Source organism: Nostoc sp. LPT (assembly GCF_017115165.1).
Lineage (GTDB): Bacteria > Cyanobacteriota > Cyanobacteriia > Cyanobacteriales > Nostocaceae > Nostoc.
This window is the reverse complement of record NZ_JABXKF010000159.1, coordinates 1-23,418: the sequence shown is the minus strand read 5'-3', so window position 1 is coordinate 23,418 and position 23,418 is coordinate 1. Positions and strand designations below refer to the sequence as shown.

The 23,418-nt window shown below is 40.6% G+C and carries 19 protein-coding genes, 1 other RNA gene and 2 pseudogenes; 12 read left to right on the top strand and 10 right to left on the bottom strand.

The features are described from left to right. Nucleotides 1-79: 79 nt before the first annotated feature. Nucleotides 80-2,515 (bottom strand): annotated as a pseudogene (locus tag HWQ58_RS30215) (serine/threonine-protein kinase PknK); the annotation flags it as partial. Between the two features lie 185 nt (nucleotides 2,516-2,700). Further along, nucleotides 2,701-3,237, bottom strand: a complete 537-nt coding sequence (locus tag HWQ58_RS30210; RefSeq protein WP_292871236.1) for a nucleotidyltransferase family protein — start codon at nucleotides 3,235-3,237, stop codon at nucleotides 2,701-2,703. A gap of 194 nt (nucleotides 3,238-3,431) precedes the next feature. On the opposite strand from HWQ58_RS30210, the gene HWQ58_RS30205 reads away from it, so the two are divergent. The 3 genes from HWQ58_RS30205 to cobO all read left to right on the top strand — a co-directional run bounded on the left by HWQ58_RS30205 (nucleotide 3,432) and on the right by cobO (nucleotide 6,320). Beyond that, entirely contained in the window at nucleotides 3,432-4,691 is a 1,260-nt protein-coding gene (locus tag HWQ58_RS30205; RefSeq protein WP_292871234.1) for a plasmid pRiA4b ORF-3 family protein, read from the top strand. Nucleotides 4,692-4,829: 138 nt separating this feature from the next. Then, a complete protein-coding gene (locus HWQ58_RS30200; protein WP_292871232.1) occupies nucleotides 4,830-5,285 on the top strand; it encodes a GFA family protein in 456 nt (151 codons plus the stop codon). A gap of 357 nt (nucleotides 5,286-5,642) precedes the next feature. Beyond that, nucleotides 5,643-6,320, top strand: coding sequence for a cob(I)yrinic acid a,c-diamide adenosyltransferase (gene cobO / locus HWQ58_RS30195; RefSeq protein WP_292871230.1), 678 nt, complete (start codon nucleotides 5,643-5,645; stop codon nucleotides 6,318-6,320). A gap of 357 nt (nucleotides 6,321-6,677) precedes the next feature. On the opposite strand, the gene HWQ58_RS30190 is transcribed toward cobO, so the two are convergent. Further along, complete coding sequence (locus tag HWQ58_RS30190; protein WP_292871228.1) at nucleotides 6,678-7,691, bottom strand: peptidoglycan-binding domain-containing protein; 1,014 nt, start codon at nucleotides 7,689-7,691, stop codon at nucleotides 6,678-6,680. A gap of 106 nt (nucleotides 7,692-7,797) precedes the next feature. On the opposite strand from HWQ58_RS30190, the gene HWQ58_RS30185 reads away from it, so the two are divergent. Continuing rightward, complete coding sequence (locus tag HWQ58_RS30185; protein WP_292871226.1) at nucleotides 7,798-7,956, top strand: hypothetical protein; 159 nt, start codon at nucleotides 7,798-7,800, stop codon at nucleotides 7,954-7,956. After that, nucleotides 7,935-8,279, top strand: coding sequence for a hypothetical protein (locus HWQ58_RS30180; protein ID WP_292871224.1), 345 nt, complete (start codon nucleotides 7,935-7,937; stop codon nucleotides 8,277-8,279). The genes HWQ58_RS30185 and HWQ58_RS30180 overlap by 22 nt, the downstream gene beginning before the upstream one ends. Here HWQ58_RS30180 and HWQ58_RS30175 read toward each other — a convergent pair. Then, nucleotides 8,205-8,756 carry a 2'-5' RNA ligase family protein gene (locus HWQ58_RS30175; protein WP_292871222.1) on the bottom strand — a complete coding sequence of 184 codons (552 nt, stop codon included), beginning with the start codon at nucleotides 8,754-8,756 and terminating at the stop codon, nucleotides 8,205-8,207. The genes HWQ58_RS30180 and HWQ58_RS30175 overlap by 75 nt on opposite strands. A gap of 125 nt (nucleotides 8,757-8,881) precedes the next feature. Here HWQ58_RS30175 and HWQ58_RS30170 point away from each other — a divergent pair, with 125 nt between their 5' ends. The 5 genes from HWQ58_RS30170 to queF all read left to right on the top strand — a co-directional run bounded on the left by HWQ58_RS30170 (nucleotide 8,882) and on the right by queF (nucleotide 10,749). Continuing rightward, complete coding sequence (locus HWQ58_RS30170; RefSeq protein ID WP_104904666.1) at nucleotides 8,882-9,148, top strand: YciI family protein; 267 nt, start codon at nucleotides 8,882-8,884, stop codon at nucleotides 9,146-9,148. Between the two features lie 37 nt (nucleotides 9,149-9,185). Then, nucleotides 9,186-9,282, top strand: an RNA gene (ffs, locus tag HWQ58_RS30165) — signal recognition particle sRNA small type. A gap of 25 nt (nucleotides 9,283-9,307) precedes the next feature. Then, nucleotides 9,308-9,691 (top strand): phasin family protein, encoded by a 384-nt coding sequence (locus tag HWQ58_RS30160; protein ID WP_292871219.1) that lies wholly within the window; start codon nucleotides 9,308-9,310, stop codon nucleotides 9,689-9,691. Between the two features lie 156 nt (nucleotides 9,692-9,847). Next, nucleotides 9,848-10,249, top strand: coding sequence for a hypothetical protein (locus HWQ58_RS30155; protein ID WP_292871217.1), 402 nt, complete (start codon nucleotides 9,848-9,850; stop codon nucleotides 10,247-10,249). A gap of 80 nt (nucleotides 10,250-10,329) precedes the next feature. Continuing rightward, entirely contained in the window at nucleotides 10,330-10,749 is a 420-nt protein-coding gene (gene queF, locus HWQ58_RS30150) for a preQ(1) synthase (protein WP_292871215.1), read from the top strand. Nucleotides 10,750-11,166: 417 nt separating this feature from the next. Here queF and HWQ58_RS30145 read toward each other — a convergent pair whose 3' ends face one another. The 6 genes from HWQ58_RS30145 to HWQ58_RS30120 all read right to left on the bottom strand — a co-directional run bounded on the left by HWQ58_RS30145 (nucleotide 11,167) and on the right by HWQ58_RS30120 (nucleotide 19,479). Further along, nucleotides 11,167-11,610, bottom strand: coding sequence for an S-layer family protein (locus HWQ58_RS30145; RefSeq protein ID WP_292871213.1), 444 nt, complete (start codon nucleotides 11,608-11,610; stop codon nucleotides 11,167-11,169). Between the two features lie 4 nt (nucleotides 11,611-11,614). Beyond that, nucleotides 11,615-14,671, bottom strand: a complete 3,057-nt coding sequence (locus HWQ58_RS30140; RefSeq protein WP_292871211.1) for a filamentous hemagglutinin N-terminal domain-containing protein — start codon at nucleotides 14,669-14,671, stop codon at nucleotides 11,615-11,617. A gap of 348 nt (nucleotides 14,672-15,019) precedes the next feature. Continuing rightward, nucleotides 15,020-15,616: a hypothetical protein gene (locus tag HWQ58_RS30135; RefSeq protein ID WP_292871209.1), complete on the bottom strand. Its 597-nt coding sequence runs from the start codon at nucleotides 15,614-15,616 to the stop codon at nucleotides 15,020-15,022. Between the two features lie 459 nt (nucleotides 15,617-16,075). Continuing rightward, nucleotides 16,076-17,155: a phosphate ABC transporter substrate-binding protein PstS gene (gene pstS / locus HWQ58_RS30130; RefSeq protein WP_292871207.1), complete on the bottom strand. Its 1,080-nt coding sequence runs from the start codon at nucleotides 17,153-17,155 to the stop codon at nucleotides 16,076-16,078. Nucleotides 17,156-17,310: 155 nt separating this feature from the next. Beyond that, entirely contained in the window at nucleotides 17,311-18,708 is a 1,398-nt protein-coding gene (locus HWQ58_RS30125) for a cytochrome c biogenesis protein (protein WP_292871205.1), read from the bottom strand. Between the two features lie 30 nt (nucleotides 18,709-18,738). Next, nucleotides 18,739-19,479, bottom strand: coding sequence for a cytochrome c biogenesis protein CcdA (locus tag HWQ58_RS30120; RefSeq protein WP_292871203.1), 741 nt, complete (start codon nucleotides 19,477-19,479; stop codon nucleotides 18,739-18,741). A 181-nt stretch (nucleotides 19,480-19,660) separates the two neighbouring features. On the opposite strand from HWQ58_RS30120, the gene HWQ58_RS30115 reads away from it, so the two are divergent. Beyond that, on the top strand, nucleotides 19,661-22,960 hold the full coding sequence (locus tag HWQ58_RS30115) for an ATP-binding protein (RefSeq protein WP_292871201.1): 3,300 nt from the start codon (nucleotides 19,661-19,663) through the stop codon (nucleotides 22,958-22,960). Between the two features lie 143 nt (nucleotides 22,961-23,103). Then, nucleotides 23,104-23,364, top strand: a pseudogene (locus HWQ58_RS30110) (IS6 family transposase); the annotation flags it as partial. Between the last annotated feature and the right edge of the window lie 54 nt (nucleotides 23,365-23,418).

Genomic DNA, 23,418 nt, shown 5'->3' with positions numbered 1-23,418 from the left:
TTGATAGACCCCTGACATTGGATATCCCTCTTCTCATTAAATCTTATTATCTCATCTGTAGCCAGCTTTTAGAGAATTAGTATAAACCGATGGTTAAGGTATATTCAGTTTGCCAAGCGTCTATATTTAAAAGTTCTATGCCATTTGTGAAGTACTTAAGAGCCGCTTCGTAAGCTATAGAAGCTTTAGCTTTTTGTCCGGCAATTAAATTTAATCGTGCCAATTCAGTTTTTTCAGATTGCTCTATCAGGTTAACAATACCTACATTCAACTGATTGACAATATCAAAAATATTAGCTTCTATTTCCTCTTTAGGTATATTTTGGAGAAGCAATTGCCCAATTTTCAGGTGAGTAGACTTCTTCAGTTCTTCTGGAATCAACGAATATGCTGCTTGTTGTACTCTGTCATGCAAGAACTTGTAACCCACCCGTGAAGTGTCGAAATTTAAATTAACCGCTTCTTCTTGATTAAAAACTAAAGGGATGCGATAAGCTTCACTTAAAGGCAGAATTAATCCCGCTTGCAAAGCTGAGTGTAAATCATTGGCTGTCAAAGAAGGTGATTTTTCATTGACTATCGATAAAACATCCAAACTAAATCTGTCACCTACGCAAGCTGCTAATTTTAAAACATCTTGGGTGGACTTTGGTAACTTTTCAACTCTAGTGGCAACTAACTTAACTACATTTTTATCGGTAATTCCAATTGCTTGAATATCCTCTAGACTCCATTGCCATGTAGCATTATTAAAGTCAAATATTAACAGCTTTTCTTGATGAAGTGCCTGAATTAGTTGTGTTATAAAAAATGGGTTTCCACCTATTTTGTTACAAATTAACTCTGCTAGCTTAACAATTTCCTTGTTAAAGGCTCCAGTTTCTTCATCCTGGTTAACCTCTGTTTCTTGCAGAGTTTCGGCAACTAGCTGAGTCACATTATCTAAATTTAAGGGTTGCAATACAAGATTATTAACAACCGTCCCACTATTTTTAATTTCTTCTATCTTTTGGATTAAAGGATGTGCTGAACTAACTTCATTATCTCTATATGCACCAATAAATAAAAAGTATTTGCTATCGGTATCAGTTATGAGCAGTTGAATTAAATTTAAAGTAGCTGAATCTGCCCATTGTAAATCATCTAAAAATATGACTAAGGGGTGTTCTTTTTGAGTAAAAACTTGGATAAATTCTTTAAAAACATGATTGAAACGATTTTGTGATTCTGTTGCCCCAATTTGGGCAACTTTCGGCTGTGTACCGATGATTAATTCTACTTCTGGAATTACGTCAGTAATAACTTTTCCATTTGTTCCTAAAGCTGATAATATTTTATTACGCCATATTTCTATTTTTTCATTATTCTCGGTCAGCAAATACCGCATTAAATATGCAAAAGCTTGAATTAAAGAAGCATAAGGTATATTTCGCTTTAACTAGTCAAATTTACCAGAAATAAAGTACCCTTGTCTGCAAGTAATGGGTTTATTAACTTCGTTGACTAAAACTGATTTACCAATCCCAGAATAACCAGAAACTAGCATCATTTCACTAGTTCCAGATGTAACTCGCTCAAATGCAGCTAAAAGTTCATTAACTTGTTTTTCACGACCATATAATTTTTGATGAATTAATAACTGGCTTAATATATCCAAACGACCTGGCACAAAATCAGTAATGATTCCCTTCATTTCTAACTGCTTGAGACATAATTCCAAATCTGCTAATAATCCTGTAGCACTTTGATATCTATCTTCTGCATTTTTCCCTATCAGCTTCATCACAATTTCAGAGACAGCAGTAGGAATTTGCGAATTTAACGATTGCGGGTTTATCGCTTGAACTGCAATGTGGCTATAAACTACTTCTAGGAGGTCTTGGCTAAAAAATGGTATTTTATCAGTGAGCATTTCATATAAAGTCACGTCAAGGGAATAAAAGTCGGTGCGATAATCAAGAATGCGATTCATTCTCCCAGTTTGTTCAGGAGACATATAGGCAAGTGTGCCTTCAACGCAGTTAGGGTGATTAAATTGGGGATTTTCCTTATTGAGACGGGAGGCTATACCAAAGTCAGCGAGTTTAACAATACCTGTCTGGGAGTTAATTATGATGTTATTGGGTTTGATGTCTTTATGAATAATCTGGTTATTATGCAAATAATCTAAAGCTTTAGTCAGTTGAATAGCAATCTTTAAATAGTTAATTAAGTCAAGTTTGTTTGTTTGTAGCAGTTGAGCTAAAGACTGACCAGCAAAGTCTTCTAACAAAAGTCCTACATGGTTTTGAAAAGTTTCTAGACTGATAGCTTTAACTATATTGGGATGGTCTAAACCTTGCTGAATTTGATACTCATTTTTAAGGCGAGTAAAGCCTTCGAGAGTAGGATATTCATTTTTAAGCAGCTTGAGGATAACTCGCTGTTGCGTCTTTGGCGTTTGTGCTTGATAAATAATTGTTTGGATTCCTTCGTAGAGAGTCGAGTTGATTTGGTATCCAGTACGATTTGGCATTGATTTTTGACTATAAAGTTATAAAATTAGCATCATCCCTGTTCTATCGTGAAAGGGGTTCTAGTCTAATTATTCCCAGTACGTAGAAAATTATTAACATTGTGCTTCGGTATCCAAGGGTTGTAAATTCAAAAGCGATTATTTCTTTGTAACGAAGACTAATGGCTAAAATCTGATTGTAATTTTTACGCCAACCGCAGATAAGGACACTTCTGTAAAAATCCAGAGGCCTTATTATGGGCATCTAAATTATGAGTATGCGTTGGCGTAGGTCGAATAATGCCACCAAATAGGTCATCCAATCTGTAGGGTGTGAAAAATTGCCATTGTCCTTGGGTATTTAGTCGAACTCCCACAGCCGTAGCGGTGTGCAGCCAATCTGTGATGCCATCCTCTGTACTAGTGTAGAGTCTGCTACCAAGACGCCAACGAGCAAAACTGGCTTGATTTTTGACATCAAACTCGTCATCAGGAAATTGTTCTGTGAGAGTCGCCTTTGCTGCTAGTTCTTGGGAACGGTTTCCCTCTATATCAAAGAATGCAATATCAAAATCTTTAATACCTAACCCACAGTCATTGCCAAAAATTGAAGACCAAACGGTGTTTCGGACTGCACCCCCGGCTAACCACCAGTTAGGTAGATTTAGTTGAGCGATCGCTCTTAATACTGTATTAATACGTGTATCAGCTAAAATCATCTGTAGACGAGTGTTACTATTCATATCAAATTCCTGCGATTGTCAAGTAGAAAGTGAAAATATTATCATTCATATTTCATTAAACTTACGGTGTTAATAATCCTGTTGTGACACTTGACAGATCAATGTTTATCAGGAGAACTTCTGTAGTCATAGTATAAAGAAAGCAGGTGACACAGAAGGTTAAATTGTGAATTTAGAATTTAGAATTTTTATTTATGGAAGATTTATTTGCGCGACTAGAACGCACACTCAATCCTGAACTGCCTTCCCTAATAGAGTCACAACAAAAACTCCTCCAAGAACTCAGTATTGATGAAAATCAACCCGGTACAATTTTACATGACTTTCAAACTCTGATAGATTTCTTACAACCAAATGGAGTAGAAGTTAGTAGTATTAATAACCTTCTACCGCTAAAAGTACTATCAGAAGTTAATTATCGGTTAAGTCACCCAATTGAAACTAAACTCAAACGCCCCGTACAAAAATCATATCCCTACATTAATGGACTATATCTGTTATTACGCAGTTCTGGAATAGCCCAAATTAGATCCCAAGGGAAGAAGCAGGTTTTAATTTTAGACGCAGCAACTTTGCAATCATGGTCAAACCTCAATCCAACAGAACGCTATTTCAACTTATTAGAAGCCTGGTTGATTTGGGGAAATAACGAAATTTTGGGCGAACATCAAGATTCATTAGGGAATTTATTTAGATGTATTCAACTTTGGCCTCGCGTTCCAGACAAAGGTTTAAAATTTCCTAAATATGAAGATCAAAACAATATTAGTTATTACCCCGGTCTGCATAATGTTGCCCTGTTAGAGTTATTTGGATTATTATCTATCAAACATGGGAAACCACAAGAAACCAAAGGGTGGCGCATTACTAGTTTACAACGCTTACCCTTTGGTGATGCTCTGTTGCAATTCCTCTTTCCATTAGGTATACGAGGAGAATTACAGGATGATGTAAATATAAATTTTGGGAAATTGCAGTCACATTTTCAACCATTTTTTCCAGAATGGGAGCATAATTTACTTGTTCCCAAGCAAGGCTTCACTGATGGTATTTATATTTTCAAAGTATCCCTTTTTAAGGCTTGGCGACGCATTGCCATACCAGCAAAAAAACCATTAACCTGGTTAGCAGAGATAATTCTCGATGCTTTTGACTTTGATTACGATCACCTGTACGAGTTTAGTTATAAAGACCATTTTGGTCGCATCATAAAAATCGGTCATGCCTACATGGAAACACCCCCATTTGCCGACCAAGTGCAGATTGGTGATTTGTCTCTAGAACCAGGTACTAAAATGACCTATCTCTATGATTTTGGTGACAACTGGAAATTTGATGTGCAGTTAGAGGCAATTAATCCAGCTGATAACAAAATTAAAAAACCGAAGATTTTAGAAGTTTACGGAAATGCACCTCAACAGTATTGGAGTGAGGATGATGAAGATGAAGGATGAGGAAGATTTAGAAAAGTGTAGATAATGAAAATTTCTTCCTATCCCCGTGTCTTTTGTTTGTGTCTACTAAAACCCGTTTTAAGATTTAAATAGCTTTAGTTACAATAAAGCAATACAAATTGTTAGGAGATAAAATCTGTGAATATTCCATATACTGGAGGTTGTCAATGTGGACAAATTCGTTATGAAATTCATGCCCAACCGTTAACACTTTACCTATGCCACTGCAAGGAGTGTCAGAAACAATCTTCTAGTGCCTTTGGTATGTCTCTTACAGTATTACGAGATGCTGTTGTAATTGTTCAGGGAAAACCGAAAGCTTGGACTCGAAAAAATGATAGCGGACGTGAAGTAAATAACCTCTTCTGTGGCGACTGCGGAACGCGATTATTCCATGAAAGAACTTATAAGCCAGATACTATCAATGTCAAAGCTGGAACCTTAGATGATACCAGTTGGTTACGCCCAGTGGGTAATATTTGGACACGCAGTGCCCAGTCATGGGTGATAATTTCAGACCAATTGCTCAACTATGAAGGGCAACCAGAGGATACGCAGGCTTTATGGGAAAAATGGAAACAACAACATCCATAAATGCATAACTCCTGATATTAGACATCATATTCCTGACACTTAAATCAATGCCCTTGGTTGTTAGTCTAACTCATGACTGTACCAAAGGAGATAATGATAATATTTTACTGGTAAAGTGCTTTAATGAACATATTAAATTATTTAAAACAGTAATAGTAAACTCAAATTATAAGTTTAGCTTGTGTATCATATATATTTCCACTTATCTGCAAATCATTAATAAAGCTAATACACTATTAATATTTCACATGAAAACTTACTGGATATTTCCAATCAAGTAATTTAAGTGAAATTGGATAAATAAGACGATTTTGGTTCATTTTCAACACTTTTCACAATTATTTCTAGACAAGCTTGATGAAAAACGATACACCGCAAGAATTGAACCCAGACCAAGAAATTGGGCGCTTGATTGATGAGGTAATGTCTTCATCTCTGACTGATGAACAGTACCGCAAAAAGATGCAGCGACGCAAAGAAGTGCAAGACAAGCGCATAGCAGAAGCTGTACCAGAAAAAGGGTTAATTATTGTAAATACTGGTAACGGTAAGGGTAAAACCACTGCGGCTTTGGGGATGGTGTTGCGATCGCTCGGTCATGGGTATAAAGTAGCGATCATTCAATTCATCAAAGGTAGCTGGGAACCATCCGAAAAAAGGGTTTTCAGCTATTGGGAAGACCAGATAGAATTTCACGCAATGGGCGAAGGCTTTACCTGGGAAACTCAAGACCGCGATCGCGATCTTGACAAAGCTAGCGCCGCCTGGGAAAAATCATTAGAATACATCCGCAATCCAGACTTTCATCTAGTGTTATTAGACGAAATCAATATCGCCCTCAAAATGGCTTACTTACCAGTAGAAGACGTTTTAGCAGGTTTAGCACAAAAACCCGCTAGCAAACACGTTATTCTCACAGGTAGAGGCGCACCACCTGCTTTAATTGAGCGTGCTGACTTAGTAACTGAAATGACTCTAGTTAAGCACCCTTTCCGCGATCAAGGTGTGAAAGCACAACCGGGAATTGAGTATTAAATCAGAATTGAGAATTCAGAACTCAGAATTCAGAATTGTTAAAAAACCAGGTTTTTGATCTCTGCTGAGTAGGAAACCTGGTTTTTAATTCTCGTATGTCATACCAATTTGAAAAAAGAATGCAACACACACATAGATAATACATCTCCCCAACCCTGCCCTTACTAAGGGGTGCGCGTCAGCGCGGGTGGGGTTATCTGTCGTAAACATTTTTTGAATTGGTATCAGATGTAAAAAAGCAGATTATACCTATATACAGCAGATTTCAAGTTAATGAGGTACAAAAGCTAAGTCTGTTATCCAGGTATAAAGTGTGTTTTAGTTCTGAATTCTGAATTCTGCTGTAAGTCCCATTTGTTACTTCTTATTCCAGAGACTTAAAAATGCTTGAGAGATGGCTGGGGTCATCTGACTTTGTAAGTGATTTAGTGCATCACGATGGTTTGCATTATTGTCATCATAATAAGTAAACAGATTCGTCAGCTTGACAATCTCAGGATTTTGATCGTTTGTTCCCCTCCATTTGTTAGTAACTTTGTGTAAAACATCCTTGGGTAAATTTTGTTGTAAATTATTTAATGCTGCGATGTAAGAAGGATTTTGAGGATTCTTTTGGAATTGGAAACACAAATCTCTCAGCTTGACTTGTGACTGCGGCTGAGGCTTATCTGTTAGGCTAGATTGCTGTAGAATTTGACGCTGTTCAAAAGTAGCAATACCATTTTCAGTTAAACCCTGAGATTTCTGAAATTTCTTGACTGCTGTATAAGTAGCTGGGCCATAAAAAGGCAAGTCTTTTGGAATTTCAGCATTGGTTGCAAAACCGTGAAACTTCAATCTATTCTGAAGCCCTTTGACTGTATCTTCCATTACAGTTCGAGTCTCGGAATCAGCGTTACCATTAACCGTAAGTTTTTGTGAGTACTGTTTCTGAAACTTTTTAATCGCTTCTTCAGTAGGATCGTCTGTCAAAGAGTTGTTATTCCGCTTCCAGGGAGCAAATTTAGTGAGATCCGGTTTAGGATCAATCTCAGGAGCTAAATATCCCAATCCGATCAATACATGACGGATGACTTCAGGGCTACTAACGGCCATACGTTTTGGTTCCTTTGCGATTAAACTACCATTTAATGTATCTTGTTTTACAAAAATTAGGTAAGTAGAAATAAATAAATCTAACATTTCTTGTTGGCAAGGCGTTCTAAAAGTTAAGCGAGGTGTGACGACAAGCTGCAACTCTTTGAGACGTTCGACGTATGCGACTACAGACAGTGAAAAAGAAAGAGATGCGATCGCTGCTACGTCTCTACATTCATATTTATAATATTCATAATATTTAACAAACCTGATTTCCGGAAAAGCACATCTCATCTTTGTAGCACCTTCTTAAGTGAAGTAGATATTTTGGCGGCATATTACAGGCGCTAACTACTGACTATTACTTTATGAGTATATGTACAAAACTTAAGGGACAATAATGAATCCACTACAACGCAGGCGCAAACGGGGTGTTATTCTTACACCTCAAGGATTTCAGAAACTTCAAACGGCGAAATGTCAGGCACAAAGTTGGGAAAACTTAGATAAACGTTACACTTTGGAAGATTTAAGCGATTGTCAGTTACAGAAAATATGATTATTGAGTGGTTAGTAGTTAATTCTCAGCCTGCCTCACTTTCAGAACTGCGATCGCAAATATCACCTACTATACCACCACAATTACTATATGCTTTGGAATCTTTACAAGAGCGCTCTCTAGTAGATAATAATGCTAATCTTTTCTCTATAGCACCCATAACTAGAGAATATATAAATCACCAATTAATCCAAAACAAAATTAGATCCAACATCCAACAGCGCCAGCGTCCATCACAAAAACATCCCTCAATTACTACCAGAGAAAAAAGCCAAATCTTGTTTAATATTCCAGCGCTTCCCGTCGTGAAGCAGCAAAGTTAATTTGTCAGCAGTAAACTCAAAATGCAACTGACGATTTTCAAATTCTGGCCAAGCAGCTTTAAAGTTCTGCTTTGTTAAATCCCGAAATGCAACCGTTAAATGGGGTGCAAAAGGGCGGGTTTTAGAAACATTATCAAAAATTCCCAACTTGCTTTCTGTATGAGCCATTAAATCAGCTTGCAAAGTTAAAAGCTCTTGACTTATGACAACATTAATGTATATCACACGAGGCGCAAAGGCATTAAACCCTTTAAGTGTAATTGCCACTGGCTGTTGTCCACTGGCAAACTCCTTCAAGGATGCTTCTAACAGTGGCAAGTTAGCATCTGACCATTCAAAGGGTGGTTGCAGGGTAATATGAGGCGGAGACTTTAGCGCCCCGCTACTAGCATAGCGATTGGCAAAGTACTGCTTAATCTCGTTGGCGTAGTCTTGAATATCTTGCGGTGGTAGGAGGGCAACAAAAAAACGGCTCATATCTCTATTCTCTATCTATATTAATTAGGAAATCGCTATAGTTCGTGTATATTGCTACTCAAATACTACTCAAAAATAGTCATAACTAAAGCAGACTGTCTGTTGTAACTGGAGTTAAGAAGGTTATGCCGTGGTTTGTAAAAATTGAAGAGGGCAAAGTCGATAAACCTACCTTTGACCAATATGTACCTGCCCACAAAGCCTACATTCAGAATTTGATTGCTAAAGGACACAAAGCGCGAACAGGCTATTGGGCAGAGCAAAGAGGCGGGATGTTGCTGTTTGAGGCAGCCTCAAAGGAGGAAGCAGAAGTGATTGTGGCTGATGACCCCTTAGTGAAATACGGCTGCGTCAACTATCAGCTTTATGAATGGCGAATTGTTATGGAATAACACACACTTACTTAATTTTAATGTTATGCTTATAGAAGACCTGGATCTATGCGATCGCAACACCCAAATCTTGTCAGAACCGGAAGGTAGCAGCAACACGGGAGGCTTGTGGTAGGCTTAGTCTCCGGGTCGCCCCATTTTTAGGAGCGGTCAGCAACAATGCCTGGTTTTGGAGATATTGTTCAAAAAGCTTTTTACCTCGGTGTTGGATTAGCTTCTTACGCGGGTGAGAAAGCAGGGGGAAAATTAGCCGAAGTGCGATCGCAAGTCCAAAAACTGGCAGATGAAATGGTGGCAAAGGGCGAAATGAACACAGAAGAAGCCCGCCGCTTCGTTGAGGACATGATGAAGCAAGCCCAACAGGCCCAACCATCTGGTGTAGTCTCTGAGAAAACGCCCCCTTCTCAACCTCGCCGCATTGAAATTTTAGAGGAAGATGAACCAACGGTGAAAGAGGCGTCAAATGATGAAAATGTAGATAAATTACGCCAAGAAGTGCTAAACCTGCAAGACGAGTTAAAACGATTGCAACGCGATCAATAAAAAGTATTAGTTTGAGCGAAATATGAGTAATAAGTGGCATTTTGACATGACACTTCAGATAAAAACTTGATAAGATACATTGCTTAGTGTGTATTATAGTGCTTCAAGCCAGATACACAAAGCGTCCTGTTTATAGCCTGCAAAGGTGTCAAGTTTATGGAACAGTGGCAAAAAGATTTAGTAGAAATCGTCGAAACAGTAGCTGATGAAGTAGAGCGCTTCTTCCTGGGAATGAGTGAAGTGGTAGACGCCTTTTTTGAGCTAACGGAAGAAGTCAGCGAGCAAGTACACAATAATATTATTAATGAAGTCGATCAGTATCTACAGGATTTGGCTGAACCGATGTTGGAAGCTTACTGGGAACTGGAAGACATTGTAGCAGATGTAGATCCGGGTTTTCCTTATTCAGTTGAACCCACATCTGAAAAAAATCCTGCCTGTATCGGTTGTAGTCACTACCACGGTCAAGTTTATGGTGGTAATTTATTAGTTTGTGCTATGCATCCCCACGGTTGTGAAGATGAGAATTGTCCAGACTGGGAGAAGGAAGAGTATTGAGTGGGGAGTAGGGAGTGGAGAGTTAACAAGCTACAAAGTTACTAAAAGGACGTAAAGATAAGTAAAATAACTAATGACAAATGACAACCGATAAATTATCTGAAAGTGCATCCCAGGCAAACCAAGAAATGAAGTATGGCGAACGCGATATTGCCGAAGGTAAACTAATTACCTTTGGGAATCCGCGTGTGGGCAGGCGATATGACATTAACATTACTTTGCCGGAATTTACTTGTAAATGTCCGTTTTCCGGTTATCCTGACTTTGCGACAATTTATGTTAGCTATGTGCCCGATGAACGGGTAGTGGAATTGAAGGCGCTCAAACTTTATATTAATAGTTACCGCGATCGCTACATTTCCCACGAAGAATCTGCCAATCAAATTTTGGATGATTTTGTCGCTGCTTGCGATCCGTTGGAAGTCACAGTGAAAGCAGATTTCACGCCTCGCGGCAATGTACATACTGTGATTGAAGTGCGTCATCATAAGTACCCATAATGAAAACTTTGGCTTTTAGAGAGGACTTTAGTCCTTTTTAGAAGACGCTACACGATACAAAATCAGGACTGAAATCCTGACTAAAAACATTTTTGAAGGAAGGTTGATTAACCGGACAGGATATATATAAGTAAGTGGGCAGGAAAATTTACAAGGATGTAATGTAAAGTTAACTAAAGCGATTAGAGTTAAATTTTACACGTTTCGTCCTGTAATCTCCTTTTTCTCCCTTAGCTTCAATTTAAATATTCGTTCTTATTAGTTTTCTTGTACTATTTTATTTACATTTTGTTGATGTGTGACAGTTGAGGTACAGAATGTGGGTTCAAAGCATCCGTTACACATTCTTGGCCACTTGTTACTTTTATGACTCTTGGGTTTCATAGGAATTCTTCCCCCTACTCTTGGGATAATGAATCATCGACTACAGGACATAGTAGAGGGAATAGAAGAACTTTGTGCATATTGAGCCACAAGAATAACATCACCTTTACCATCAATAATCCATCCTTGAGCCTCCACAATCTGATTAGTAGATTTAGTAACAGATGTAGATAATTTATCCGTGACTCTCTGTGTTGCTTGTGGGGGCAAATCTACCCAACCAGTAAGTACTGCCCGTCCCCGCAGAGGCTCGTTGGGGCTAAGGGGTAATCCACCGCGTCCTGTGGCAATAAAACGACTGGCGGTTTGTCGTCCTCTGGAAGTACAGCCTTGAGCGATTTGTTGGGATGCATCGACGAGGTTAGAGGGTAGTTGAATTAAGCCGCGACTAGGGTCAGTATCAGGTGTGTTGAGATTTATCTCACCATTTAAGGAAGGCTTGCTTTGGGAGATGGCAGTGATGTCACTTGTTGGCAACTGACTAGGATCTAAGCTTGTTCGGGTCGGTTGTTTGCAACTGCTGCTCAAGCTCTTGCCGACTGCGCGGCTGTAGCCCAAAGATGCCAGCAGAGTTAATAATAACTTTCCCGCCGCTACCCTCAAAGGCGTTGGCAGTGATATCGCTATTTTCGTTGGGAACTGCAACGATAAAGCCTCGGTAATTTGGGAGGTTATTGATAATGATGTTACCGCCATTGCCACCTAATTTGTCTGTACCTGCGTTGGTGGAGATTTGACTCTTGCGACGGAGTAAAAGTAAGTCGCTATTGATGTTGATGTTACCACCGTTACCGGATGCAGATTCGGCGTTGAGTTTACCTTGGTTGTCTAAAATAATTTTAGGTGAGTTGATTTCGATGTCGCCTGCGGTTCCTGAACCAGTAGAACTGACAAATAAGCCACTGCTAGCGCCGATATTTTCTACGTTATCAGTAAAGTTATTAACTCGGTCATCATAACTAAAATCACTACCACTAATTATTACTTTATCAGTAGCATTGACAGTTATTTTACCTGCATCTCCTTGCCCAGAAGTACTAGCTGTCAGTGCAGCACCATTGATGATTTCTAAGGAGTTGGTGTACAAATTAATATCGCCGCCTTTTCCTGTTGAGTCTTTGCTGGTAGCAGTCGTCAACAGGCTCCGACCCACAATATCGTTGAGGTTGGAGCCTTCAAGTGAAATTCCACTCAGTTTTATAGAAGTGGCATTAACCGTCAAGGAACCCGCATTCCCTTTCTCTATACTGGTTGTTGAAACTGATGCTTGTGCCCCATCTTGGATAAACAACTGTCCAGTATTAATTACCAAGTTTCCAGCATTTCCTTGACCTGTAGTCCCTGTAATTATACCACTAGGAAACGGACGCTCCTTTACGACGTTAGAGACTAAGCCTCCAGTAATTCCAATTAATTGCCTTAACACATCGGCGGACAACCCTTGCTTTGAGGTGCCGATGAGTTCTACGGATTCAGAGGCGTTGATAGTCAAATCTCCGCCTTTTCCCAAGCTAGAAGTACCCGATGATATGATTCCCCCATTACTGACTATTAACTTTTTAGTAGTAATAGCCATGTCGCCCGATTTTCCAGATCCCTGTGTTCCAGTAGCTAAGACGCTAGGAACATTATTGACTCTGCTGATGCCTCTTATTTCTACTAACTCCGAAGCATTCATAGTTAATTTTCCTGCTGGCTTCTCTCCAGCAGTACCTGTTGTCACCCAGGCCCCATCACGGACAATTAATCTTTGAGTATCAATAGTCAAGTCGCCTCCTTGTCCCAAACCTCTAGTTTCATTACGCAATCCACTGGGAACTCTATCGCCTATGGTGAACAGTCCTAGTCCTTGGGGAGCATCATTAGCTGAGGTGCCACTAAGTTCTATAGAGTCTTTTGCGTTCACGAATAAATTTCCGGCTCGCCCTGGGGTAGTACTCCCTGCCGATATTACTGCCCCATTAGAGACAATTAACCGCCCAGTTTCAATGGTCAGGTTTCCGGCATTTCCACTTCCAATAGGTAGAAGAGAAATTAGAAAAGGCCTTAAAAAAAGAGGAACGGCACGAAGATTTTGGGCAAAAAGATTCTTGGCATCAAGGGAAGCGGAAAATAAGCCAATAGGAGCAGTAAACTTGGGAGAAAAACCGAATAAATTAATCGGAAAAATGTCAATTGTACCGTTTGATGAGGAACTGCCAGTTAGTTCTATTGAGTCAGAGGCGTTCACAACCAGATCCCCAGCACTACCACTAGAAGTAGTAGCAGTCGCTACTATTCCATCTTGAATAATCAATTTTCCGGCATCCACGCGTAGGGAACCACCATCTCCTAAACCAAAAACGGCATTGTAGATAGAGCTATCTTTGACTGTCACTGTTTCTTTGGCGCTGAGGGTGATATCTCCAGCTTTCGCGTTAACGGCTGTAGCTAATGGGTTGATGCCAGCACGTAAGCTACTTCCCTCCGAAATATCTATATTCTGGGCATTGACGGCAATACTGCCACCACCATCAGATGCAACATCCACTTCAGCCCCCTTGGTAAGCGATAATGAAGCTCGCAATAGGTCAGGCGGAAAATTTAAGCTCAGATTATGATCATTTACATTTAGCCCAACTATTCCTTCTTGCGCTAAACCTCCTAACTCTACTCGCCCACCAGAAGCCTTCAGGGAGCCACCATTCATGTTTATATCGCCACCAACTAGCAGCAAACTAAGATTATCTTTGACCCTTAGGTTAGCTGAGTTATTTTGAATTGGCGCAGTAGGAATTTGATTGAATAGAAAAGCGGAAGGATTGATTGTCAACAGTGGAGAAGTAGTCGGATTCGTGGCGCTGAAAATCACTTTATCACCAAAAGCGATCGCATTTGCTGTAGTCGCAACAAAAGAACCTTTAACATCCAGTCTCGCACGCTGGCCAAAAATAATCCCTTTTGGATTTATCAAAAACAAATTAGCGGGAGCATTAGCACGAATTAGCCCATCAATATTAGAAACTGACCCACCCGTAACTCGACTAATGATATTTTTAATATCTACAGTATTATTAATATTTATATTAAAATAAGCAGTGCCACCAAGAGGTACAGAAAACTCAGAGAAGCTGTGAAACAAATTACTTCCTGCTTTTGTTCCTCCAGTAATATTGAAGATGTTTCCATCTCTTGTGACGCTAGAGTTAGTAGGTAAGGTGGCATCCGGGGTAATTTGAGCAAAAACACGCTCTTGTAAGGAAGCAATAAACACACTTGCTATAACCAAGCAACTTCCTAACCTTATAAAATTACTACACCAGTACCACCAATACTGAGTTTTCCTTGATACAATAGTTAACTTTTCACAGTATTTGGAAAAGTCTGTTTGATTGATAGGCGATCGCCAGTATATACTTGCAGGATAGTTTTTCAACCCTCCTTCTCCCTGAACGAACTTTAGGGCAATCTGCTTGTTACAAATTGGTGCATAGGACGCACTTTGCAGCTTGATTTTATGTTCCCAAATCCTAATAATTTTAATGTTTCTGTGAAGCATTCTCCTTATCCCAAACTATTGATCGTGAAAATGTTTAGTTATTCAGTACGTATTATGCTGAACTTTTAATTAAAGTCCATCACTTGCGTTGAAAATCAAGTCTTACAGGGAGTTATAGCTTCAATTTCAGAAATCTTGCCTCAAACGCTTAAATTAACGGCTGTTATTATCGCCGAGCAAGAGTTTCAGGCTTATTTACAGACGTATTTAGCATAAAAAGTAATGAGGAGCGAAATGTTTTTAATGCCGACATGATTTGCTTCGGTATTGGAAGGAGCCAAGAGCATTGTAATACTCAAAAACTCTTACAGTCTGACAATCTAGTCGCAAAGTAAGTCGTAGATTGCATTATAAAAAAACAGTAAACGGTCCAACAGCATTCAATGGAATGTTGAATCTTGTAATGTCAATCAAATCACCCGAAACAGGCATCAAAAAAGTAATCCCCTCCACAATACCAACTAAGTCTCCCGATGATGTAGAGATGTTTAAACTTCCGTTTACTACTTGAGAAGTGTAGTTCTGTGGTGCTCCTTCTAGCACAATCATGTCACTGGCTCGCTTAAAGTCTTGGATTAAAGCATAATCTGTATTACCACCACCAACGTAAAATTGTTGAGGTGTGGAGCTTAATGAAGACAAACTAGAATGGCCAAGGAGGAATACATCTGTCCCTTGGGTGCCAATTAGGGTATCAATCTGACCGACTCCAGCAACTGTTGCTCCATTTGATAAAACGTCGAAACCAAGTCCAGCGATGAGTTTGTTCCCTTCACCAAAGCCAGTTATGGTGTCATTCCCGTTGCTTCCTAAAAAAAAGCCAAAGCGATTCTCCTCAAATTGTCCAAACTGTTCATAGTGTTGTAGTCCTGAGGTAAAAGAGCCAGCATTAACAGCCGCCGCTACATCAGGGTATGCTAGCAAGTAAGCTTGTTCATCGAACATAGCAATAGCCTCCAGATAGTAATGGGAATATCAATCAAAAAAGTACTATTTGGTCAGGGTCTGGCAGTTACTTCCATTAAGTTAGAAGCTTAGAAATATTGGAAAAACCGCTATCTGAAGTTAATTGAGCAAGCGCACAATTCCTAGCCAAAGCACTCTAAGGAGCAAAATCCAAATCACCAAACATTGCACCCTCCACCAAATAACAGCACTAAACTTCAGTCAACTAGAAATGAAGTTATTAGCTGTTTACTATTTCATAATAAAACTGTAATGATTATTGGCTTGCTAAAAAACTTCTTATTCTTTACAAAGTTTATAACTAAACGCAATCGGGAGCAACGCGATTTTGTGAGGTCAGATCAAAAACAAGCGATGCCTTCTCTACGAGAGGCTTGTCTGCGACACGCTGCGCCAACACCTACACTAAAAGTTGCATCCAAAGGAGAACTGCTATATTTATTCAGCAATTTTCTTCACAGCAGATTGCACTTGAAGCACAACTTTTTTTGATAAAGGAATATACCCAAGTTCCAAACTGGATTTTTGCCCGTCAATTACAGCCCAATTCACAAAATTTTTCAGCGCTTGAGCTTTGACTCGGTTGGGATATTGCTGATAAGTTAAAAGCCAGCTGTAAGTGACGATAGGATATGACTGAGCATCTATAGGATCGGTGATAAAAGCAATCAAGTTATCATCTGGTAATTTCACTGCTTCTAAAGTTTGTGCTACTGATTTTGGTGTCGGTGTAATATAATTACCAGATTTATTTTCTAAAGCAGCCACAGGAAGCTTATTTTGTTTGGCGTAAATGTATTCTACATAGCCAATAGCTCCTGGTATCTGTTGAATCAGGGCGGTAACACCTTCGTTACCCTTTCCACCAATTCCCACTCGCCATGCTACAGATTTACCAGCCCCAATTTTGCTTTTCCATTCTGGACTTATAGTACTTAGGTGTTGCGTTAACACGCTTGTAGTTCCACTACCATCAGTTCGGTGTACAACCTGAATTGGTAAATCGGGCAAACTTACACCTGGATTAGCTGCGGCTATTCTAGGATGATTCCAATTCATAATTTTTCCGAGAAAAATATCTACGTAAACTTGGCGTGGTAGCCTTAGAGCAGTTGGCACATTCACTTGAGGCGACTGCTGTGCAACTGGTGTAAGGTTATAAGCTAGCACAATAGAACCAGCAGTTATTGGCAAAGCGATTACTCCTCGTTTTATCTTGGCTGCTTGTTCGCTTGTAATTCCCACATCACTAGCTGCAAAGTCTACAGTACCGTCGATGAGCTGTTGCACTCCGGCACTGCTTCCTATAGCTTGATAGTTAATTTCTACATTGGGATTTTGCTGATTGTAATCTGAAAGCCAACGCTCATACAAAGGTGCGGGAAAACTTGCCCCAGTACCAATAAGGGAAACACGCTTTATATTTTTCTGCTCGGCAGCGCAAGAAGCAATACTTAACAAGATAGCGATTAAAGGTAGAAGGCAAACCCGTCCCTGAGATGGAAGCTTGGCAGACATAGAAATTTTTTGTTTCAATGTTTAATAAATACCTCTAGTAATTTCCTAATTTGTAGCTAGTGTGGGCGTAATTGATTGTAAATAACTTGGAAAAGCAAAGGTACGCAAAGTAATCCTCTGCGTACCTCTGCGATTTCCTTTGCGCCCCTCTGCGTTTAAACTTCAATCGTCGTCTCTTTCTCCTCACCTTTTGGCTGTGAACTCAGCCGATCTAAAATCTCTAAAACCTCTTGTTCAAAAGCAACTTGAGCGCGATTAGTTTTGCCACCCACATACAAGCGATCGCCTTTTTGCAATGCCCAGATTTGCGAATGGGAAAAGTAACTCATTACCACACCCAGCATGAGCAAGCCAAACCCTGTGTAAACAATTGGTATGCCTGGATCGGCTTTAATTTGTAAGCCAGTGCTACCAATTACATCCAAAATTTTCAGCTTTACGCCATTAACTTCGGTGAACATCCCAGCGCGGACTGTATCAACAAGTTTGCCAGTGGCATCATAAATTAATACCATCCCTTGCAAGTCTTTCGCTAACAGAGAGACACCCTCACTCAAATCCGGTTTAGTCGGAACCCAGGTTCCCCAAATGCGCCCGTTACCGTTAGTGTTCAATTGCGCCATCGGTAGCTGAAAAATCGGACTGTTGTTAAATTGGACGCGAACACCTGCAATTCCCCAATCAGTTTGATAGAAAGTTATGCCATGATAACGCAGAGGCTCGTTGACAAAAATCTTCTTGTGGTCAATTTCCTTTCCCTGATTATTCAAGACAGACATATCTGAATAAAATTGATTGATGCCGCCAGATGGTGTGTAGTCAATCCAAAAACGATTGACGCGCACAGACCAATCTTTTGGGATTTTTGCAGCTATTGGGCCAGCATCGACAATATTTGTCACTTGAAATGTATCGCCACTAGCAACCATTTCCTGAGCGAGAAACCCAGTCATCGCTCCCCAAATTCCCCCTAACAAAATCGCGACGATGCCAATATGAACAATAATTGGCCCAATGCGTCCGACTATTCCTTTGCGGGCGTAAAGGAGATTTTCTTTTTCTTGATTTGGAAAAATTTTATAGCGGTGTTTCTGTAATATTTCGCTGAGAGAATTCAAAGAACCAGTATCTAGTTCTGTACTCAGAGCTAACTTTTGAAATTGCCGTGGTTCTTCGTAATATTTCCAGCGCTGGGCAGCTTTTAAGGCTGGTAACTGACGGGTAAATGAACAAGCAGTTAAGCTAGTACCAAATAAGATGAGTAATGCTAGAAACCACCAAGTACGATATACGTGGTCTAATCCAACTACTTGAATTACCTTCCAAGTTAAGAAACCAAATAAAGCTGGATGTTCTGGATAGTTGGCTTGGTAAAATGCGGGTGATTGACCTTGCTCGATTACAGTACCGGTGGAGCTAAAGATTGCAATCAATAGCAGTAGTGCGATCGCTAGTCGTAAGTTAGTCAGTACAGGCAAAAGTTCTTGGCGTAAGAACTGCCCAGGTATCGCCCACCATTTTAATTCTTTGGACGCCGAATCTTCTAAAGTCATTATGTGTAAAATCTAACAAATGTATTGATATTAAAAACTGCCCAGAGGAATCCGAGAAATTAAGGAAAATACACCGAATCCTACCAACAGCGCCCCACTAACTGGGTTAATCCAACCAGACCAGCGACGCAATTCCAGTAATTTTTTAATTGAAGCTGTAAAAGTACCTGCCAAAATCAATGGTGCTACATAACCTGCTGTATAAGAAAGTAACAAAACAGCACCTAAAATTAAGTCTTGTGTATTGGCAATCCAACCCAGTAAGCTCGCTAAAACAGGCGTGCTACAAGGGGATGCCACTAAGCCGAAAGTTAGTCCCAGCAAATAGGAACGCAACCCGACTGGCAAATCCGGCGAAATCCAATTCGTTTCACCCAAGGATGGAAATTGCAGAGGCAGTGCTTCTAATAAGTTCAGCCCCATGAGAATAGCGATAATGCTGACGATAATCGGCAAACCAATTCCCACTTGGCCGTAGACTTTTCCGACAAAACCTGCTAAAATGCCTAGCCCTGCTAGTGTAGTTGCTAAACCTAAAGCAAACCAAGTTGATTGAGCAGCTGCTTGGAGGCGGCTTTTGGCTTCATAACCGCCGATGTAACCAATGGTAATTGGCAGCATGGAAAGCATACAGGGTGTGAGACTGGTGAGCAAACCAGCTGCAAAGATGATACCAATACTTACGACGCTTAGGTGTGTCAGTTGGTTAGAAACGAGGCTGTTGGCAAATTGTTCTAGTTGGTAAATTTGGGTTTGCAGGTTATCAAACATGGGGAGTTTCTGAGCGGGAAATGCTTACTCTGCTTGAATTTTAGCTTACTTTTGGTTTTTGAGTCAGCAGAAATAATTATCCGAACCTGATATCATCTAAATTTCATCTGCCCAAAGAAATGTATTTAAAATACAATTAAGCTCGGATTATCCCTGAAGAAGCACGGCTGGAGTATTTGGCATGACGATTGCATTACCCGGATTTCAGATTGTCACTTTGTTAAAAGCAGGGGTAAAAGCAGTCATATACCGTGGAATTAGAGTTAAAGATCGGTGTCCAGTAATTATCAAAAGCCTACGTCCAGAACAGTGTACGCTCAATAATATCGAACAATTCAAACATGAGTATGCGATCGCTCAAAGGTTAAATACTGCCGCCGCAGTTGGTGTTGCAGAACAGGGAGATGAATTTAGGCAGGCAGGGGGGGCAGGGGAAGCAGGGGGAGAATCCTATCAGTTGCGAAATCATCCCTTAATTCAGCAATGCCCCGCAGTCAAAGTCTATGCCTTAGAGATGGATCGGGGAATCCCTTATTTAATTATGGAGGATTTTGAGGGGCGATCGCTCGACCAGTTTCTAGACGAATTTCAACAGCCTGTGCCGTTTCTGAAGATTGCGATTGAAATCACTAGCAAACTTGCCCAAATCCACACTGATCACATTGTCCACAAGGATATTAAGCCGCAAAATATCTTAGTTAACCTCGAAACTAATCAGGTCAAAATTGCTGATTTTGGAATTGCTGCTTTTATTCCATACCAGGAGCAAATAGTTAGCAGTTCTAGTCCCATTGAAGGCAGTTTACCTTATTTGTCACCTGAGCAAACTGGGCAAATGAATCGAGGAATTGACTATCGCAGCGATTTGTATTCTCTGGGAGTCACCTTTTATGAGATACTCACAGGTCAGCTACCGTTTCAAGGTAAAGATCCCTTAGAGTGGGTGCATTGTCATCTTGAAAAATCTCCGCTATCTCCCATAAAGCTGAACTCTGATATCCCGCAAATGCTTTGTGACATGATCATGAAATTGCTGTCAAAGGTTCCAGAACAGAGGTATCAGAGCGCTTTAAGTTTACAATTCGATCTAGAACAGTGTTTGCAGCAATTAGAGACGACTGGACAAATTCAATCCTTTGTTTTGGGAGAGCAAGATATCTTAGAAGGCTTGCAAATTCCTCGTTCAGCACGTATCCAACTGATTCAAGAGCAAATCGCCCGACAGGAAGCAGAAGCCGAGCGACAACGAGCCAGGTTTTTGGCTCAAGTCAGTGCAACCCTCGCTTCTTCTCTCGATTACGAAAGCACGCTTGCTAGCGTGGCAAACTTGGTTGTGCCTTATTTCGCCGATTGGTGCAGCGTTGATCTGCTGCAAGACAACCAATCAATTAATCGGGTAGCAGTTGCTCACCGAGATCCAGAGAAAGTTAAACTCGGTTGGGAACTTCATCAGTATTATCCGAGAAAATTGGATGAACCTGAAGGTGTGCCGAAAGTGCTGCGTACAGGACTTGCTGAAATGGTAACTGAAATTTCAGATGCAGCTTTAGTAGAAGGCATCGCAGACGCAGAACATCTAAGAATTGTGCGCGAACTTGGTTTAAAATCCTGTATAATCTTGCCCTTGGTGGCACGGGAAAGGATTTTTGGCGCAATTTCCTTTTTTACTGCGGAATCAGAACGTCTTTACGGCACGGCTGACTTGTCATTCGCGCAAGATATTGCCCATCGAGCGGCGATCGCGATCGATAATGCCCGCCTTTACCAAGAAGCGCAGCAAGCACAAAAAACAGCAGAAACAGCGTTAGAGCGTATTGCTCGTCTCCAATCGATCACGGCTGCCCTTTCAGAATTACTGACACCAGTCCAAGTATCTGAAGTGATTGTAGAGCAAAGCATGGCTGCTTTGGAAGCCAGTTGTGCCCTCGTCGCCTTGCTGAATGAAAGTAAAACTGAACTGGAAATTGTACATGCGGTTGGCTATAACCAAGATTTGATAGATACTTGGCGTCATTTTGCCATCGATTCACTTTCTCCTCTAGCAGAAGCTGTACGGACTGGGCAACCTATTTGGGCTGAATCAATACAAAATCGGGTAAATCGTTACCCACATTTGGCTGAAACTTACGCCAAATACAACTTTGAAGCCTGGATTTCTATTCCATTAATGGTGGAAGGTTGGGCAGTTGGCGGTATAACTTTGGGATTTGCCAAACTCCAACAACTTAGTGGAGAAGATAAAGCGTTTATCTTGGCTGTTGCTCAACAATGCGCCCAAGCGATCGCTCGCGCCCATCTCTATGAAGCCGAACGAACAGCACGAAGCGCTGCTGAATCAGCAAATCGGATCAAAGATGAATTTTTAGCTGTGCTGTCTCATGAATTAAGAACACCACTCAACCCGATTCTGGGTTGGATAAAACTGATGCAAACCCGCAAGCTTGACCAAGCAACAAGCGAGCGCGCTTTAGAAACCATTGAGCGCAATGTCAAGTTGCAAACTCAATTAATTGAAGATTTACTCGATGTTTCCCGCATCCTTCAGGGTAAACTTCACCTCAACTTTTACCAGATTAATTTGGTATCAGTGATTGAAGCTGCGATCGAAACAGTGCGTTTATCGGCGGAGGCTAAGTCTATCCAGATTCAGACAATTCTCGAATCTGGTGTTGGGCAAGTTTTAGGCGATGCCAATCGATTGCAACAAGTCTTTTGGAATATCCTTTCCAATGCGATTAAGTTTACTCCCATCGGCGGACAGATAAAAATTAAATTAGGACAAGTTGGCTCACAGGTACAAATCCGTATAACTGATACAGGGAAGGGAATTGCACCTGAGTTTTTACCTTATGTCTTTGATTATTTCCGTCAAGCAGATGGGGCGACAACTCGAAAATTTGGCGGTTTAGGTTTAGGATTAGCGATCGTTCGCCATCTCGTAGAACTTCACGGAGGAACTGTGCAAGCAGAAAGTCTCGGCGAAGGACAAGGAGCAACTTTCAGTGTGAGACTTCCATACTTACAGAATGAAAGCAAAGGAATCAAGGATGCAAAAGATAACTCCTCACTTGAGGCGGCTCAATCTTCGTCCCTGTCTGGCTTAGAGATTCTGGTGGTAGATGATGATGCAGATATGCGAGAATTTTTGCCCTTCATGCTGGAGCAGTATGGTGCAACTGTTACCGTTGTCGCCTCAGCCATTGAAGCTTTAACTGCATTGAGTCAATCACAGCCAAATCTGATCATTAGCGATATCGGGATGCCAGAAATGGATGGCTATATGCTGATGCGACAGGTGAGGAGTTTAAAACCAGAGCAAGGAGGGACAATTCCGGCGATCGCTTTGACTGCTTATGCTGGTGAGATAGATCGTCAACAAGCGATCGCTGTGGGATTTCAACAGCATATTTCTAAGCCTGTAGATCCAGAAGAATTGGTGAAGGCGATCGCATCATTAAACTTCTGGCAAAAATCTGAATAATATCTAGTCACTTAAGCTTTTAATGTATTATGGGTTACATGGAAAGGCTATGAACCCCTTCTATATGAGCGAAACTGTTGTGTTGCAAAAAGAGGAACGGCAGATGATAAAGTGAGAACTCGTGTCTGTGATCTCCTGTCTGCATGTTCAAATCGAATCCCTTCAAGTGGCGTCACTACCAACCCGAAATCATCTTGCTGTGTGTGCGGTGGTATTTGACTTACCCGTTGTCATATCGACAAGTGGCGGAAATGGTGAGTGAGCGAGGGTGGGTAATCCATCACACAACGATTTATCGATGGGTACAGCAATATGGACCGGAATTGGAGAAGCGATGCCGGCGACACTTACGCCCAACCAATGACTCATGGCGGGTGGACGAAACCTATATAGAAGTCAAAGGTGATATCATGTCCGGATAATCGCTTACGATAAAAGTAGTGAGTGCAAAGATGAGT

Bases quoted from the DNA above. Each gene is read 5' to 3' on its own strand.
- HWQ58_RS30160 (WP_292871219.1), top strand. From the start codon at position 9,308: ATGCCTGGTTTTGGAGATATTGTTCAAAAAGCTTTTTACCTCGGTGTT.
- HWQ58_RS30125 (WP_292871205.1), bottom strand. From the start codon at position 18,708: ATGACTTTAGAAGATTCGGCGTCCAAAGAATTAAAATGGTGGGCGATA.
- cobO (WP_292871230.1), top strand. From the start codon at position 5,643: ATGAAAAACGATACACCGCAAGAATTGAACCCAGACCAAGAAATTGGG.
- HWQ58_RS30205 (WP_292871234.1), top strand. From the start codon at position 3,432: ATGGAAGATTTATTTGCGCGACTAGAACGCACACTCAATCCTGAACTG.
- HWQ58_RS30135 (WP_292871209.1), bottom strand. From the start codon at position 15,616: ATGTTCGATGAACAAGCTTACTTGCTAGCATACCCTGATGTAGCGGCG.
- HWQ58_RS30120 (WP_292871203.1), bottom strand. From the start codon at position 19,479: ATGTTTGATAACCTGCAAACCCAAATTTACCAACTAGAACAATTTGCC.
- queF (WP_292871215.1), top strand. From the start codon at position 10,330: ATGACAACCGATAAATTATCTGAAAGTGCATCCCAGGCAAACCAAGAA.
- HWQ58_RS30190 (WP_292871228.1), bottom strand. From the start codon at position 7,691: ATGAGATGTGCTTTTCCGGAAATCAGGTTTGTTAAATATTATGAATAT.
- HWQ58_RS30210 (WP_292871236.1), bottom strand. From the start codon at position 3,237: ATGAATAGTAACACTCGTCTACAGATGATTTTAGCTGATACACGTATT.
- pstS (WP_292871207.1), bottom strand. From the start codon at position 17,155: ATGTCTGCCAAGCTTCCATCTCAGGGACGGGTTTGCCTTCTACCTTTA.
- HWQ58_RS30140 (WP_292871211.1), bottom strand. From the start codon at position 14,671: ATGCTTCACAGAAACATTAAAATTATTAGGATTTGGGAACATAAAATC.
- HWQ58_RS30185 (WP_292871226.1), top strand. From the start codon at position 7,798: ATGAATCCACTACAACGCAGGCGCAAACGGGGTGTTATTCTTACACCT.
- HWQ58_RS30155 (WP_292871217.1), top strand. From the start codon at position 9,848: ATGGAACAGTGGCAAAAAGATTTAGTAGAAATCGTCGAAACAGTAGCT.
- HWQ58_RS30115 (WP_292871201.1), top strand. From the start codon at position 19,661: ATGACGATTGCATTACCCGGATTTCAGATTGTCACTTTGTTAAAAGCA.
- HWQ58_RS30175 (WP_292871222.1), bottom strand. From the start codon at position 8,756: ATGAGCCGTTTTTTTGTTGCCCTCCTACCACCGCAAGATATTCAAGAC.
- HWQ58_RS30170 (WP_104904666.1), top strand. From the start codon at position 8,882: ATGCCGTGGTTTGTAAAAATTGAAGAGGGCAAAGTCGATAAACCTACC.